The 13,535-nt window shown below is 51.7% G+C and carries 15 protein-coding genes; 3 read left to right on the top strand and 12 right to left on the bottom strand.

Annotation, left to right across the window (positions count from 1 at the left end):
* Positions 1-59: 59 nt before the first annotated feature.
* Genes ABYA77_RS05285 through ABYA77_RS05275 form a run of 3 tightly spaced genes read left to right on the top strand, consistent with a single transcriptional unit; the run spans position 60 to position 2,903 of the window.
* Complete coding sequence (locus ABYA77_RS05285) at positions 60-1,922, top strand: penicillin-binding protein activator (RefSeq protein WP_372964906.1); 1,863 nt, start codon at positions 60-62, stop codon at positions 1,920-1,922.
* A gap of 14 nt (positions 1,923-1,936) precedes the next feature.
* Entirely contained in the window at positions 1,937-2,302 is a 366-nt protein-coding gene (locus ABYA77_RS05280; RefSeq protein WP_372964905.1) for a YraN family protein, read from the top strand.
* A gap of 10 nt (positions 2,303-2,312) precedes the next feature.
* The gene (locus tag ABYA77_RS05275; RefSeq protein ID WP_372964904.1) at positions 2,313-2,903 is read left to right on the top strand and encodes an SIS domain-containing protein; all 591 of its coding nucleotides are present in this window, start codon (positions 2,313-2,315) and stop codon (positions 2,901-2,903) included.
* Between the two features lie 28 nt (positions 2,904-2,931).
* On the opposite strand, the gene ABYA77_RS05270 is transcribed toward ABYA77_RS05275, so the two are convergent.
* The 12 genes from ABYA77_RS05270 to ABYA77_RS05215 all read right to left on the bottom strand — a co-directional run bounded on the left by ABYA77_RS05270 (position 2,932) and on the right by ABYA77_RS05215 (position 13,311).
* Positions 2,932-3,336 carry a ClpXP protease specificity-enhancing factor gene (locus tag ABYA77_RS05270; RefSeq protein ID WP_372964967.1) on the bottom strand — a complete coding sequence of 135 codons (405 nt, stop codon included), beginning with the start codon at positions 3,334-3,336 and terminating at the stop codon, positions 2,932-2,934.
* 58 nt (positions 3,337-3,394) lie between these two features.
* Complete coding sequence (locus ABYA77_RS05265; protein ID WP_372964966.1) at positions 3,395-4,030, bottom strand: glutathione S-transferase N-terminal domain-containing protein; 636 nt, start codon at positions 4,028-4,030, stop codon at positions 3,395-3,397.
* Positions 4,031-4,135: 105 nt separating this feature from the next.
* Positions 4,136-4,891 carry a cytochrome c1 gene (locus tag ABYA77_RS05260; protein ID WP_372964903.1) on the bottom strand — a complete coding sequence of 252 codons (756 nt, stop codon included), beginning with the start codon at positions 4,889-4,891 and terminating at the stop codon, positions 4,136-4,138.
* Positions 4,891-6,123, bottom strand: a complete 1,233-nt coding sequence (locus ABYA77_RS05255; RefSeq protein WP_372964902.1) for a cytochrome bc complex cytochrome b subunit — start codon at positions 6,121-6,123, stop codon at positions 4,891-4,893. Before ABYA77_RS05255 ends, ABYA77_RS05260 begins: the two co-directional genes overlap by 1 nt.
* Positions 6,123-6,719: a ubiquinol-cytochrome c reductase iron-sulfur subunit gene (gene petA, locus ABYA77_RS05250; protein ID WP_372964901.1), complete on the bottom strand. Its 597-nt coding sequence runs from the start codon at positions 6,717-6,719 to the stop codon at positions 6,123-6,125. The genes ABYA77_RS05255 and petA overlap by 1 nt, the downstream gene beginning before the upstream one ends.
* 238 nt (positions 6,720-6,957) lie before the next feature.
* The gene (gene rpsI, locus ABYA77_RS05245; protein ID WP_372964900.1) at positions 6,958-7,350 is read right to left on the bottom strand and encodes a 30S ribosomal protein S9; all 393 of its coding nucleotides are present in this window, start codon (positions 7,348-7,350) and stop codon (positions 6,958-6,960) included.
* 12 nt (positions 7,351-7,362) lie between these two features.
* Positions 7,363-7,791, bottom strand: coding sequence for a 50S ribosomal protein L13 (gene rplM, locus ABYA77_RS05240; protein WP_372964899.1), 429 nt, complete (start codon positions 7,789-7,791; stop codon positions 7,363-7,365).
* 198 nt (positions 7,792-7,989) lie between these two features.
* Positions 7,990-8,787: a TatD family hydrolase gene (locus ABYA77_RS05235; RefSeq protein WP_372964898.1), complete on the bottom strand. Its 798-nt coding sequence runs from the start codon at positions 8,785-8,787 to the stop codon at positions 7,990-7,992.
* A gap of 23 nt (positions 8,788-8,810) precedes the next feature.
* The gene (gene prfC, locus ABYA77_RS05230) at positions 8,811-10,391 is read right to left on the bottom strand and encodes a peptide chain release factor 3 (protein WP_372964897.1); all 1,581 of its coding nucleotides are present in this window, start codon (positions 10,389-10,391) and stop codon (positions 8,811-8,813) included.
* Positions 10,392-10,451: 60 nt separating this feature from the next.
* Positions 10,452-10,934: a ribosomal protein S18-alanine N-acetyltransferase gene (gene rimI, locus ABYA77_RS05225; protein ID WP_372964896.1), complete on the bottom strand. Its 483-nt coding sequence runs from the start codon at positions 10,932-10,934 to the stop codon at positions 10,452-10,454.
* Positions 10,931-11,716: a hypothetical protein gene (locus tag ABYA77_RS05220; RefSeq protein WP_372964895.1), complete on the bottom strand. Its 786-nt coding sequence runs from the start codon at positions 11,714-11,716 to the stop codon at positions 10,931-10,933. The genes rimI and ABYA77_RS05220 overlap by 4 nt, the downstream gene beginning before the upstream one ends.
* A 44-nt stretch (positions 11,717-11,760) precedes the next feature.
* The gene (locus tag ABYA77_RS05215; RefSeq protein WP_372964894.1) at positions 11,761-13,311 is read right to left on the bottom strand and encodes a 2-isopropylmalate synthase; all 1,551 of its coding nucleotides are present in this window, start codon (positions 13,309-13,311) and stop codon (positions 11,761-11,763) included.
* Positions 13,312-13,535: the final 224 nt, after the last annotated feature.

The raw sequence follows: 13,535 nt of genomic DNA, 5'->3' as shown, positions 1-13,535 counted from the left end.
ACTTGCCACCTAATTAGCGGCATCACAAGCCCAATGATCCGGAGACCACCGAGCCTGCCATGATGACACACCGCATCCAACGCCCAGCCTTGATCCTGCCAGCTTTTTTATTTGCACTATTTAGCGGCTGCGCCACGATAGATCTGGAGAGTCATGTTGCCGACACACCAGAGCAAGCACTGACACTGGCGGCAAAGGAAAGCAACCCCGAAACCGCCCAACGCTATCTCCTTCGGGTAGCCAGCGAGTATCAGGCAAAGAGCAGCCATTCCGCCGCCCGGAAAATTCTCCGCTCGGATCTCCTGACGACCGCAATTGGCGAATCACAAAACCAACGCCGCCTTTTAGCCATGGCCAGTGCCATCGAGCTGGAAGACACCAGCTGGGCGCAAGACCTCACCATAAAGAGTTCTGCGGAAGATTTCCTCAACTACCCAGCCGAGCTGATACCTCGCGCAGCCAACCTTCAAGCACAAACTCAGTCGCTGGCAGGCAAACCACTCGATGCCGCCATGACACTGATTTTACTCAGCCAAACCGACAGCGGCAGCAATCCCCAGACCACCCATGACAACATTTGGAGCTACCTGAAAACAGTCAGCGCTTCGCAGCTTCAGAAAGCGACTGACAGCGCCCTCGGATTCGAAAATCAGGGGTGGCTGGAGCTGGCATTAACCCTCAGATCTTCCGGAGACAACCTCGACACTCAAGGTAAACTGATCCGCCAATGGCAAAACAACTGGCCAGGACACCCCGCAGCTCAAACATTACCAGCCGAGCTTGGCTTACTGGCAGACCTGTCCGCATCGAGACCGGAGAACATCATACTGGCACTGCCACTGCAAGGCCCGTTAGCCAGCGCAGGAAAAGCCATCAGAGATGGGTTCATTGCAGCTTACTACAGCGACGAATCCTCCGACCGCACGAAAACTGACATCAAAGTCATCGACACTTCAAACAGTTCCTTTGGCGATCAATACGCATCCTTTGCCTCAGGCAAAGCCGACCTGATCGTGGGCCCGCTTGAGAAAGAAAGCCTGGCAGAGCTGGCTTCCATGAACACCTTGCCAATTCCAGTGCTTGGTCTTAACTACTTGCCGCCTGATACCCGCAAACCCAAAGGCCTGTTCCAGTTCGGCCTCTCCGCCGACGATGAAGCTCGACAAATTGCAGAGCGGCTGGCCAGCCGCAACATCACTCGCATCCTTGCCTTGATACCCTATGGCGAATGGGGTGACCGAGTGACCTCCGCACTCACCGCCAGAATGCAAGAAACCGGAGTTACAGCGCTCCATATTCAGCGATTCTTCCCTGAAGATAACCTTCGTTCAGTGACTGCCGACGTCCTTGGCATAACAACATCTCGCCAAAGGGCGATCAACGTCGAGCGCACGATTGGACTGAATGTCGAATTCGAACCGCGGCCGCGCCAGGATGCCGAAGCCATTGTTATGGTTGCAGAACCCTCAATTGCCCGACAATTCAAACCTTTGTTCGCGTTCTATTATGCTGGCGACTTGCCCGTATACGCCCCCTCCATTATCTATGATGGCACCCCCAACCCTGGAAGGAACCGCGACCTCAATAACGTCATATTTACTGACATCCCCTGGATCCTGGCCGAGGAAAACCCGCTCCGCAGTGAAGCGACAACATATCTGCCAGGAACAAAAGGGCAATTAGGACGTCTTTTCGCCATGGGCGCAGATGCCTGGCAAATCAGCAAACGCCTGCCACTGCTTCAGCGCGTAAAAGGCGCAGCCATCGAAGGCCAAACCGGCCGACTGACCATGACACCAGACGGATCTATCCACCGCGAACAACTCTGGGCACAGTTCACCAACGGTGATCCGAAAATACTGAACCAGCTCCCCACTGAGCAGCGGATAACCGACCCAAAGGTACCAACAACCGCAGACTGACAAGCGACATAGCCATGGAAGGCAAAAAAGCATTAGGCGATTACTACGAAGGCGTTGCTGCCCGCTACCTATCTCACAAGGGCATACAAATACTGGAGCGCAACGTTTACAGCCGAGGGGGCGAGATCGACATCATTGGCCTGGACAATGACGTATTAGTGTTCTTTGAGGTACGGTTCCGAAAAACCGGCAGCCTGGTAGACCCCATAAGCTCAATCACACCGGCCAAACAAAAGCGTTTACTCAGGGCCGCATCCTTTTATCTTCACCGTCACCACCTCTGGGACACAGCCACCAGAATTGACGTAGTCGGGATTACGCCGGGAACTACCAGTAAATACCGGGTACAATGGATTAAAAACGCAATTCAGGCAGGTTAGCACTGGCGCCATGACCAATACCGAAGAAAAAATCAATTACTGGTTTGCAAACCACATGGAACAGACGGCACAAGCCGCTGTTACGGCAGGTCCGGCAATAGAAGGGGTCGCTGACGCCTTTGTGGGCACCCTTCTGCAAGATGGGAAAATCATTGCTTGTGCCAACGGCAATGCCAACGTCCTGGCACAGTACCTCTGCACAGCGCTGCTTTCTCGATTTGACCAGGACCGGCCGGCATTACCTGCGATCAACCTGGGCGCAGACGCAACAACCTATTCCGCAATCTGCCGAGATAATCGCTTCAACGACACATTCTCGCGACAGGTCAGGGCCATCGGAAAGCCAGGAGACCTGCTGTTTGTTATCGTCGATGACGGGCACAAAGCCAACCTGATACAGGCAATCCAGGCCGCCCATGACAGAGAAATGATGGTCGTTGTTCTAAGCGCCCGAGAAAAGTCTGACATCACCTCTCTCATGCACCCGGAAGACCACGAAGTGTCCCTCAGCAACCTGCCCCCTCACGAGGCCACGCCACTTATGATGGTCATTATCAACGCACTGTGCGCCTTGATTGACGAGAAACTATTTGGAGGGTAATAAAAAAGCCGGCAAGCCGGCTCTTTTATTACTTTACAACTTTCAGAGTGGGCCGACCCGATGGCCGGTCGTCCGCTCTGCGGGATGACGTTTTCTCTCCACCCCCCTCAGGATCAGGAAAACCTGGCTCACTGCCAAACACCATTCCCTCACCATTTTCTTTTGCATAAATGGCCATGACAGCCTGCAAAGGAATGAACACCTGCATAGGTACTCCGCCAAAACGGGCACTGAACTCAAGCGCCCCATTACCAATGACCAAACCCCGCACAGCTCCCGTGCTGATATTGAGAACTATCTGGCCGTTGGCCACATGCTCAGTGGGCACCTGGACCCCCTGAACCCCCGCATCAACTACAATGTAGGGCGTACAGTCGTTATCCAGAATCCATTCATTCAATGCCCTTACCAAGTATGGGCGGCTGGATGTCATGGCAATACTTAAGTCAGACACTAAAACAACTCCTGCACCGGAATCCGGGCACCAGCCCTTAGCTCCGGATATCTTCTTCCAGATCGGAAAGGCTTGCTTTGAAACCTTCGCGGCCGAAGATGCTATCCATATATTTGAGCAACGGTTTAGCCTGCTTATCCTTATCACCCAGGTCAATACCCAGAGCAGGTAAACGCCACAAAATAGGCGCAATGCAGCAATCGACAATGGTGAACTCTTCCGACAAGAAGAAAGGCGTTTCCGCAAACAGTGGTGCTGTAGCCAACAGGCTCTCTTTCAGCTCCTTGCGAGCTGCCTCAGTTGCCTTACCGGTTGGCTGAGACACAATCTGATCAACCAGCGTGCACCAGTCTTTCTGAATCCTGTGAATCATCAGTCGGCTGTTAGCCCGGGCAACAGGGTACACCGGCAGGAGCGGAGGGTGAGGGAAGCGCTCATCCAGATACTCCATCATGATATTCGGCTCGTACAGAACCAGATCACGATCCACCAAAGTTGGTACAGCGTTGTACGGATTCAGGTCCGCCAATTCCGCCGGAGGGTTGTCCGGATCCACATCAACAACATCAACGGTAACACCCTTTTCAGCCAGCACAATCCGAACACGGTGACTGTAATGACTTGCGGGATCCGAGAAAAACGTCATTGATGACCGTTTGGTCACAACGCCCATATAAGCTACCTCACGATTCAAAATCGAAACAATCCAATAAACGCAAAAATCCAGCGGGCCTTATCGACCCGCTGGAATCAAGAATTAAGGATTATACCCTAAATCTTAGTGCACGTCTTTCCAGTACTCGCGGTTCAGCAGATACGCGAAGACGAAGAAGATGGCCACGAATATCAGCACGAAAATACCAAGACGCTCGCGCTCGACTTTTACCGGGTCACCCATGTAGGACATAAAATTAGTCAAATCCCACATCGCCTGATCAAACTCAGCACTAGTCATGCTGCCTTCGATCGCGTACTCAGGGCACACATCACCATGGTTGATGTTACCGCTAAGAGGCTCTACAGAAGGCTCAACACCGATGCTGGGCTTAACCGCACACAGCCCCTGAAGATCTACCAGCACATGAGGCATACCAACAAGGTCGAAAACCACGTTGTTTACACCCAGCGGACGAGTCTCATCCTTGTAGAAACCACGCAGATACGAATATACCCAAGACTCGCCACGCAGACGGGTCTCCAGCGTCAGATCTGGTGGCGGAGCACCGAACCAGCCGGAAGCCATATCCTTGTTCATGGAGTTTTTCATCAATTCACCAATTTTTGCTCCAGTGAAAATCAGATTCTCCTCGTACAAGGCGGCGGGAATCTCCAGGTCATCAGACACCCGCTTGTAACGGGCATATTCCATGGAGTGACAGCCCATGCAGTAGTTGGTAAACAAAGCGGCACCACGCTGCAGGGATTCCTTATCGGTGTGATCCGGGCTCATATCATCCAGATGAACTCCGGCACCGGCTGCCAGCCCAAGAGCTGGCAGGATCGCGATGAAAAGACCAAAAATCAGCTTTCTCATTATCCTGTCACCCTCTCTGGCACTGGCTTGGTTTTTTCCATGCGCGTATAGAACGGCATGAGAATAAAGTACGCAAAGTACAGTGCGGTCAAAATCTGAGCCAAAGTAGTCCGTCCCTCAGTTGCAGGAACAATACCCAGATAGCCCAACACGATAAAGCTGATCGCAAAGATCACCAGAGCAATTTTGCTCAACCAGCCTTTATAACGAATCGACCGGACGGGGCTTCTATCCAGCCAGGGGAGTACAAACAGAATCGCAATCGCTCCACCCATGACCACTACACCCCAGAACTTGGCATCAAGACCAAACAGGTCAACAGTAACCGCACGCAACATGGCGTAGAACGGTGTGAAATACCATACCGGAGCAATGTGTGCTGGAGTCTTCAGATTGTTCGCTGGCTCAAAGTTAGGCTTCTCGAGGAACAAGCCACCCACTTCAGGGAAGAAGAACACCACGATAAAAAAGATAAAGAAGAACACCGCAACACCCAGCAAATCGTGCACTGAGTAGTATGGGTGGAACGGAATACCATCTTTCGGAATGCCGTTTTCGTCTTTGTTCTTTTTGATATCAATACCGTCAGGGTTGTTCGAGCCCACTTCATGCAGAGCCAGGATGTGCAGAACAACCAGCGCTAACAGTACGATCGGCAGAGCAACAACGTGTAACGCAAAGAACCGGTTTAGAGTAATACCAGAAATCAGGTAGTCACCACGAATCCACAGAGACAGGTCTTCGCCAATTACCGGGATAGCACCAAACAGGTTAACGATAACCTGAGCACCCCAATATGACATCTGCCCCCAAGGTAGCAAGTAACCCATGAACGCTTCAGCCATAAGCGCCAGGTAAATAAGCATACCGAAGATCCAGATAAGCTCGCGTGGCTTCTGGTAAGACCCATACATCAGGCCCCGGAACATGTGCAGATAAACCACAATGAAGAAGGCAGAAGCACCGGTAGAATGCAGATAACGTAACAGCCAACCCCACTCAACATCACGCATGATGTATTCGACAGAGGCGAACGCGCCCTCTCCCGAAGGATTGTAGCTCATGGTCAGCCAGATCCCGGTAACCAACTGGTTAACCAGAACGAGCATGGCGAGAGAGCCGAAGAAATACCAGAAATTGAAATTTTTGGGCGCGTAATACTTCGCCAAGTGATTATTCCAGGCATCGACAATAGGAAGACGTTCATCTACCCAGTTCAGAAGTTTTTGCATTACGCTGCCTCCGGATCAAGACCAATCGTCAAGGTCGAATCGTTATCGAACCGATAAGGCGGTACCACCAGATTCAGAGGTGCTGGCTGCCCACTAAATACACGGCCCGACAAATCAAACTTGGAACCATGACAGGGACAAAAGAATCCACCCAACCATTCGTCACCCAAATCTGCCGGAGCAACCTCGGGACGATAGGTCGGCACACACCCCAAGTGCGTACAGATCCCCACAAGAACAATAAACTCCGGCTTAAGGGAGCGGGATGTTCCTTTGATGTATTCCGGCTGCTGACTGGTTGCGGCTGACTCAGGGTCTTTCAACCGAGGCGTCATTTGCTCAATGCGATCCAGCATTTCTTTAGACCGCCGAATAACCCATACCGGCTTACCGCGCCACTCAATAGTTACCTGCTGGCCCGGCTCAATTTTGTCGACATTCATTGTTACCGGTGCACCGGCCGCTTCCGCTTTCGCACTGGGATTCCAGGACGCTACGAAAGGAACAGCTGCACCGACGACGCCGACACCACCTACCACGGATGTGGCACCGATCAAAAATCGGCGCCGACCTTGGCTCACGTCGCCATTACTCATTATGGTTTTCTCCCATCAGGCGAGGCACAGACGCGGAAAAACCGGAACTGCGCTTCGAAAAGGACTTCACAACCCAAAAATATAAGCGAGGAAATGGTAATGAAATTACCCCTCGCTTACAAGCTAGAAAGGCCCAGAGCTGACCTTATCCCTGCGCCAGATCAAAAATCTTTACGGACGTTAGGCACAAAAAAACCCGACCATAAGATCGGGTTTTTCAATCGGCAGAAGGTGCAGATTAACGCTTGGAGAACTGCGGACGCTTACGCGCTTTACGCAGACCAACCTTCTTACGCTCAACTTTACGAGCATCACGAGTAACATAACCCGCCTGACGCATAGCTGGACGCAGTGTTTCGTCATAGTCCATCAGGGCGCGAGTCAGACCGTGGCGAATCGCGCCAGCCTGACCACTGATACCACCACCCTTAACAGTGACATTGATATCGAAACGATCTTCGGAACCAGCTACAACCAGCGGCTGACGAACGATCATTCGAAGAGTCTCGCGACCGAAGAATTCTTCGATGCTACGACCATTGATGGAGATGTTACCGCTTCCCGGCTTGATAAAAACCCGAGCCGTGGATGACTTGCGGCGACCAGTACCGTAATTTTGTGCTACAGACATATTCGCCTTCCGTTAAATGTCGAGTTCTTTGGGCTGCTGGGCGGCATGCGCATGCTCAGCGCCGGCGTACACTTTCAGCTTCTTGAACATGGCACGGCCGAGCGGGCCTTTCGGAAGCATGCCTTTAACAGACTTCTGAATGATTTGCTCGGGAGCCTTGTCAACCAGCTTCTCGAAACTGATGGATTTGATTCCACCTGGAAAGCCGGTATGGCTGTAATACATCTTATCAGATGCCTTGTTGCCGGTAACCTTCACCTGGCTGGCATTGATAACAACGATATAATCGCCAGTGTCCACATGAGGGGTATACTCAGGCTTATGCTTGCCCCGCAGACGAAGGGCGATTTCGGTTGACAGACGACCCAGCGTCTTGCCGGCTGCGTCTACAACGTACCAGTCACGTTTTACAGTTTCTGGTTTCGCACTCAGAGTCTTCATTGATTCCGCCTTGAACGCTAAAAGAAACGTTAAAAACCACCACCGGTACATACAAGGCATCCGGAGGAGATTCATACCTGTTTTGCGCTGACACTATTCGGGGCTGAGATAGTGACATCGCCTTGAAAAGCCAGGGCGCGAAGTATACTCGAACCTGTTTACAATGCCAACCCTGCCTTGCAGGGTTTCGCTAAACCCCTACAAAGAAGCTGGATGGGCCACTAACTCGTCAGGTGCCAAGCCATATAGCCTGCCCGCATTTTCCATTAGCGCTTCTGCCAGCCACTCTTTGTTTTCGCCCCGTAACGCAGCCAACTCAGCAAAAATCTCAGGAATGTGCACCGGTGAATTCTGCCCTTTCGCCACACCCACAGGCGCCATATCGGGTGCGTCAGTTTCCAGAACTAACACGTCCACAGGTAAACGGGAAATCACATCACGAGTCTTTTTAGCCCGCCCATGAGTTACAACACCACCCACGCCAATATAGCAGCCCAGCTCAATAAATTTACAGGCCTGTTGATAGCTACCCGAGAAGCCATGAATCAAAGTGCGCCCGCCGCCCTCTGCCCGTAGAACAGCGGCAACCTGATCGTGGGTTTTTACCGAGTGAACCACCAGCGCAAGGTTCAACTTTGCAGCAATCGCCACTTGCGCCGAGAACCATGGCAATTGTGCTGACAACTCACCCCGCAGCCCGTCAAGACCACACTCTCCGACACCAACACAACCCGGGGGCTGGCTACCAAGCATTTTTTCAAGATCATCGATATCTTGTGCTGTATGCTCGGCGACAAACCACGGATGAATACCGAGACAGTACCAGACCCCCTTCCCCGGATCCGACAAGCCCGCAACTCTTTGCCAGTCTGCCTGACGAACAGCCGGTATAACCAACCCCTTCACTCCAACCTCTGACGCCTGCGCCAACACCTGCTCCCGGACACCGTCGAACCGGGGAAAGTCAAAGTGACAGTGGGCGTCAAAGAAGCGCATAACCAACCTGGCGCCCGGCCGCCTTAATGTTCCCTGGTTTTGTGGAACTGGACGTCAGGATAACGCTCCTGCGCAAGACTCAGATTAACCATAGTTGGTGCGATATAGGCCAGGCGATCACCACCATCAAGCGCCACGTTGTCCTGATTTTTACGCTTGAACTCTTCCAGCTTCCGGTCATCATCACAGGTAACCCATCGGGCAGTCGCCACGTTGATAGGCTCGTATACAGCCTCAACCTTATACTCACTTTTGAGCCGCGCAACCACCACGTCGAACTGAAGAACACCGACAGCGCCAACAATAAGGTCGTTATTTTTAAACGGCCTGAACACCTGGACAGCACCTTCTTCAGAAAGCTGAATCAACCCCTTCTGCAACTGCTTCGCCTTCAACGGGTCTTTCAAACGAATGCGACGGAACAGTTCGGGCGCAAAATTGGGAATCCCTGTAAACTTCATATCTTCACCTGCGGTGAAGGTATCACCTAACTGAATCGTTCCATGGTTGTGAAGACCAATAATATCACCGGCAAAAGCCTGTTCAGCATGCTCCCGGTCGCCGGCCATAAACGTCAGCGCATCAGAAAAACGAACATCCTTTGCTATACGGACATGCCGGGCTTTCATTCCCGGCTTGTAGCTTCCGGAAACGATACGAACAAACGCAATCCGGTCTCTATGCTGAGGGTCCATATTTGCCTGAATTTTGAACACGAACCCCGAGAAACCGTCTTCCTCAGGCTCGACTGTCCGCACATCTGTTGCACGAGCCTGGGGTGTTGGAGCCCACTCAATCAACCCATCAAGCATGTGGTCCACACCGAAGTTGCCAAGTGCAGTACCGAAGAAAACTGGAGTTAATTCACCAGCAAGAAATGCGTCTTGATCAAATTCATGCGAGGCCCCTTTCACCAATTCAATCTCATCACGCAGATCAGAAGCGTAACTGCCAAGCGCCTCATCCAGCTCAGGGTTTTCCAGACCTTTGACAACCCGGCTATCCTGAATAGTATGGCCCTGGCCTGACTGGTAGAAAATGACCTCATCCCGAAGCAAGTGATAAACGCCCTTAAAGCCTTTCCCCATACCAATCGGCCAGGTAATTGGGGCACAGGCAATGTTCAGCACATCCTCCACTTCATCCATCAACTCAATTGGATCACGTGTATCCCGATCAAGTTTGTTCATGAAGGTTAGAATCGGGGTGTCACGGAGGCGAGTAACTTCCATTAACTTGATGGTTCGCTCTTCGACGCCCTTGGCGCTATCTATGACCATAAGGCAAGAGTCTACGGCCGTCAGTGTCCGGTATGTATCTTCAGAGAAATCTTCATGGCCTGGCGTATCCAGCAGGTTAACCAGCTTACCGCCGTAGGGAAACTGCATCACAGACGTGGTTACGGAAATACCCCGCTCTTTTTCCATTTCCATCCAGTCAGATTTTGCATGCTGACCAGATTTCTTACCTTTTACCGTACCGGCTTTCTGAAGAGCCTGCCCGAACAGCAATACTTTTTCGGTAATCGTGGTTTTACCGGCATCCGGGTGCGAGATAATCGCAAAGGTGCGGCGCTTAGCCACTTCCTTGGATAGGTTAGACATAAAAACGACAGCCTGAATGGAATGGATGATAAACGAGGTATTATACGGGCTAGCAGCGCCTCAGGTGAACTGCAGCGCCATAACTCTGGCATCTTCCCCGCCAGACGGGCCAGGATAATACCCCCGGCGAAGACCAATCTGCTCAAACCCTTCACTTCGGTAAAGAGATACAGCAGTGCGATTACTTTTTCTTACTTCAAGAATCATGCAGGCCAATTCATCATCGCTGGCCACAGAAATAGCATGCCGGAGTAACCGCCTCCCAGCCCCGACTCCCCGAGCCCGAGGGTGTACACACAAATTAAGCAAATGAGCCTCGTCAAAAAGATAACTTATAATCGCATAGCCAATAACCCGACCTTCATGCTCCAACGCCCACAACCGGTAATTATCTTTAAAACAATCAAGAAAAATGCGCTCACTCCAGGGGTGCGAGTGACCAAGCCGCTCCAACTCCATTACCTGCGCGAGGTCTTCATGAACAAGAGGCCGAATAACTGCATCAGACAGCGCAGCAACACCAGACACAAGCAGCTCACTCATATCTCTGACAGTGGCTTAATCATTTGCCAAAGCTCTCGCTTAAGGGATGAATCAGAGGCCAGCTTTGCAAGGGTTCCGGGAAAGCACACATCCGGCGTTTTCAACAGCGCTTTTTCAAGCCAGCCCGGACTTTCTCCCAGCACAATCACCTGTTGATCAGAAACATCGCCATACCGGGTCGCCAGTGCCTGAGTGAGATTCTCTTCACTGTTAAGGCTTATTTTAAGGTTATTGAACAAGGGCCAATGAATCATTCCCAGTTCAACTGGCGATAATTCACCAAGGCTTCTCAGTATATTAATCGCAAGTGTTTCTTGGAGCGCGGCGCTTGTCTCCTCCGAAATGTTAGCAACAAGAACAAAACGGCTACCCCTCCATGCCTGCATACATAACCGGGGCGCATTAATAACTGAGGGTTCGCCAACTTCGACCGGTGCAGCATCCGGACTGCCGCTTTGAGAGGCTACAGCCTCCCTCGCAACCGTATTTTCATGCGTGATGCCCGGGGGCGGGGCTACCTGTCCACTTAACTTCTTGGATGGCGACTCAACCGTCGACATCAGGCTTTGCAAGTGGGCAATTTTATCCCGCCCACGAGCCGCCTGCCCAGGATCGGGTTTCGCTACGGGAAGCGACTGTGCCCCCGGGACAACCTGCGGGCCCGGAACCTCATCCAGATCATATTCAAGGCTTGGCGCAGCACCAGGCAAAGGCTCACGGGCATACCACATTTTCACCCCGGCCATGCCGAGATAAAATTGTCGAACAGCCTCAGCCTGCATACTGGAAAAGCCTTGTCATCACAGGTTGCATCACACTCATAAAATCAGACATCTGCCACCTGAGGGTGCTGGCGTATGCCTCCAGACGTCACAAGGTTTAGCGCCTCAATGTATGCTTTGACTGACGCAATAATGATGTCCGTGTCTGAACCAACCCCATTCACAATCCTACCGCCACGTTCAAGACGTACGGTGACCTCACCCTGAGCGTCAGTCCCGCTTGTAATGTTATTAACGGAATACAGTTGCAGGTTACAGCCGGAATCGACCAGTGACTCGATAGCTTTGAAAGCTGCATCAACCGGACCACTGCCTTCAGCCTCGACAGTATGCTCTTCACCATCAACCGTCATGGTCAGAGTTGCTTTGGGCACCACGCCTGTTTCAGAACACACTTGCATGCAAACCAATCCATAACGACCAATTTCTTCTTTCTGCTTGGTATCGCTGGCGATCGCCTGCAAGTCTTCGTCGAAGATCTCATGTTTGAGGTCCGCCAATGCCTTGAAACGAGTAAACGCCTCATTAAGCTCAGTTTCAGTCTCGAACTGTATACCTAACTCTTGCAAGCGTGTACGAAATGCATTTCGACCCGAATGTTTACCGAGCACCAAGCTGTTAGTGTGCCAGCCGACATCCTGTGCCCTCATAATTTCGTATGTTTCCCGGTGCTTGAGAACACCATCCTGATGAATCCCGGATTCATGAGCAAATGCGTTAGCGCCGACGATAGCTTTATTTGGTTGAACCGGGAAGCCGGTAATCGTTGACACTAGGCGGGAGGCAGGAACGATATGCTCAGCATTGATCCGGGTATCGATATTGAACAGATCTTTACGGGTACGGACAGCCATCACCACTTCTTCTAAAGAAGCGTTACCTGCGCGCTCTCCCAGACCGTTGATCGTACATTCAACTTGGCGCGCACCGTTAGCAACAGCTGCCAGAGAGTTTGCTACCGCAAGCCCCAGGTCGTTATGGCAATGAACGGAAAAAATCGCCTTATCAGCATTTGGAATGCGGTTCAGTAATTGGCGAATGGTCTCTCCAAACTGTTCAGGAATGGCGTAACCAACCGTGTCCGGAATATTAATCGTAGTGGCACCCGCGTCGATAGTTGCCTCAATGATGCGGCACAGAAAATCCAATTCAGAACGGCCTGCATCCTCACAAGAAAACTCTATATCGTCGACATGGCTTCTGGCTCTTTTCACCGCCCTGACTGCCTGTTCGATGACATCATCTGGCTGCATTTGCAGTTTATGCTGCATATGGATTGGCGAGGTTGCAATAAAGGTATGGATACGGCCCTGAGCCGCCGGACGAATAGCTTCCGCAGCCCGGTCAATATCTTTATCCAGGGCTCGGGCGAGACTACAAATAGTGGATTCTTTAACGGTTTCAGCAATAGCTTTAACCGCCTCGAAGTCACCTTGACTGGCAATGGCAAAGCCCGCTTCAATAACGTCGACGCGCAGCTTCTCGAGCGCCTTCGCAATACGAAGCTTTTCGTTTTTATTCATGGTGGCACCAGGACTTTGTTCGCCGTCCCGGAGGGTTGTATCGAAAATCACCAGATGATCAGGTGCAGCCATTGCGGGGCTCCCATCAGAAACTAAGGTTTGATTGATGGCGAGAGTATATCACTTCTTAGTTTGATGAGCGTAAGGCGCTGCATGGCCATAAATGAAAAAACCCCCGACAGCGAAGCTATCGGGGGTTTTCAGTATTAAGAGTCTGACGATGACCTACTCTCACATGGGCAATGCCACACTACCATCGGCGCAGGCTTGTTTCACTTCTGAGTTCGAGATGGGAT

Origin of the sequence: Marinobacter sp. (genome assembly GCF_041595835.1) — a bacterium.
GTDB lineage: Bacteria > Pseudomonadota > Gammaproteobacteria > Pseudomonadales > Oleiphilaceae > Marinobacter.
This window is presented reverse-complemented; position numbering and strand designations above follow the sequence as displayed.

Excerpts from the sequence above, each read along its gene's own strand:
- ABYA77_RS05285 (WP_372964906.1), top strand. The coding sequence starts at position 60 with ATGATGACACACCGCATCCAACGCCCAGCCTTGATCCTGCCAGCTTTT.
- ABYA77_RS05280 (WP_372964905.1), top strand. The coding sequence starts at position 1,937 with ATGGAAGGCAAAAAAGCATTAGGCGATTACTACGAAGGCGTTGCTGCC.
- ABYA77_RS05275 (WP_372964904.1), top strand. The coding sequence starts at position 2,313 with ATGACCAATACCGAAGAAAAAATCAATTACTGGTTTGCAAACCACATG.
- ABYA77_RS05270 (WP_372964967.1), bottom strand. The coding sequence starts at position 3,336 with ATGACATCCAGCCGCCCATACTTGGTAAGGGCATTGAATGAATGGATT.
- ABYA77_RS05265 (WP_372964966.1), bottom strand. The coding sequence starts at position 4,030 with ATGGGCGTTGTGACCAAACGGTCATCAATGACGTTTTTCTCGGATCCC.
- ABYA77_RS05260 (WP_372964903.1), bottom strand. The coding sequence starts at position 4,891 with ATGAGAAAGCTGATTTTTGGTCTTTTCATCGCGATCCTGCCAGCTCTT.
- ABYA77_RS05255 (WP_372964902.1), bottom strand. The coding sequence starts at position 6,123 with ATGCAAAAACTTCTGAACTGGGTAGATGAACGTCTTCCTATTGTCGAT.
- petA (WP_372964901.1), bottom strand. The coding sequence starts at position 6,719 with ATGAGTAATGGCGACGTGAGCCAAGGTCGGCGCCGATTTTTGATCGGT.
- rpsI (WP_372964900.1), bottom strand. The coding sequence starts at position 7,350 with ATGTCTGTAGCACAAAATTACGGTACTGGTCGCCGCAAGTCATCCACG.
- rplM (WP_372964899.1), bottom strand. The coding sequence starts at position 7,791 with ATGAAGACTCTGAGTGCGAAACCAGAAACTGTAAAACGTGACTGGTAC.
- ABYA77_RS05235 (WP_372964898.1), bottom strand. The coding sequence starts at position 8,787 with ATGCGCTTCTTTGACGCCCACTGTCACTTTGACTTTCCCCGGTTCGAC.
- prfC (WP_372964897.1), bottom strand. The coding sequence starts at position 10,391 with ATGTCTAACCTATCCAAGGAAGTGGCTAAGCGCCGCACCTTTGCGATT.
- rimI (WP_372964896.1), bottom strand. The coding sequence starts at position 10,934 with ATGAGTGAGCTGCTTGTGTCTGGTGTTGCTGCGCTGTCTGATGCAGTT.
- ABYA77_RS05220 (WP_372964895.1), bottom strand. The coding sequence starts at position 11,716 with ATGCAGGCTGAGGCTGTTCGACAATTTTATCTCGGCATGGCCGGGGTG.
- ABYA77_RS05215 (WP_372964894.1), bottom strand. The coding sequence starts at position 13,311 with ATGGCTGCACCTGATCATCTGGTGATTTTCGATACAACCCTCCGGGAC.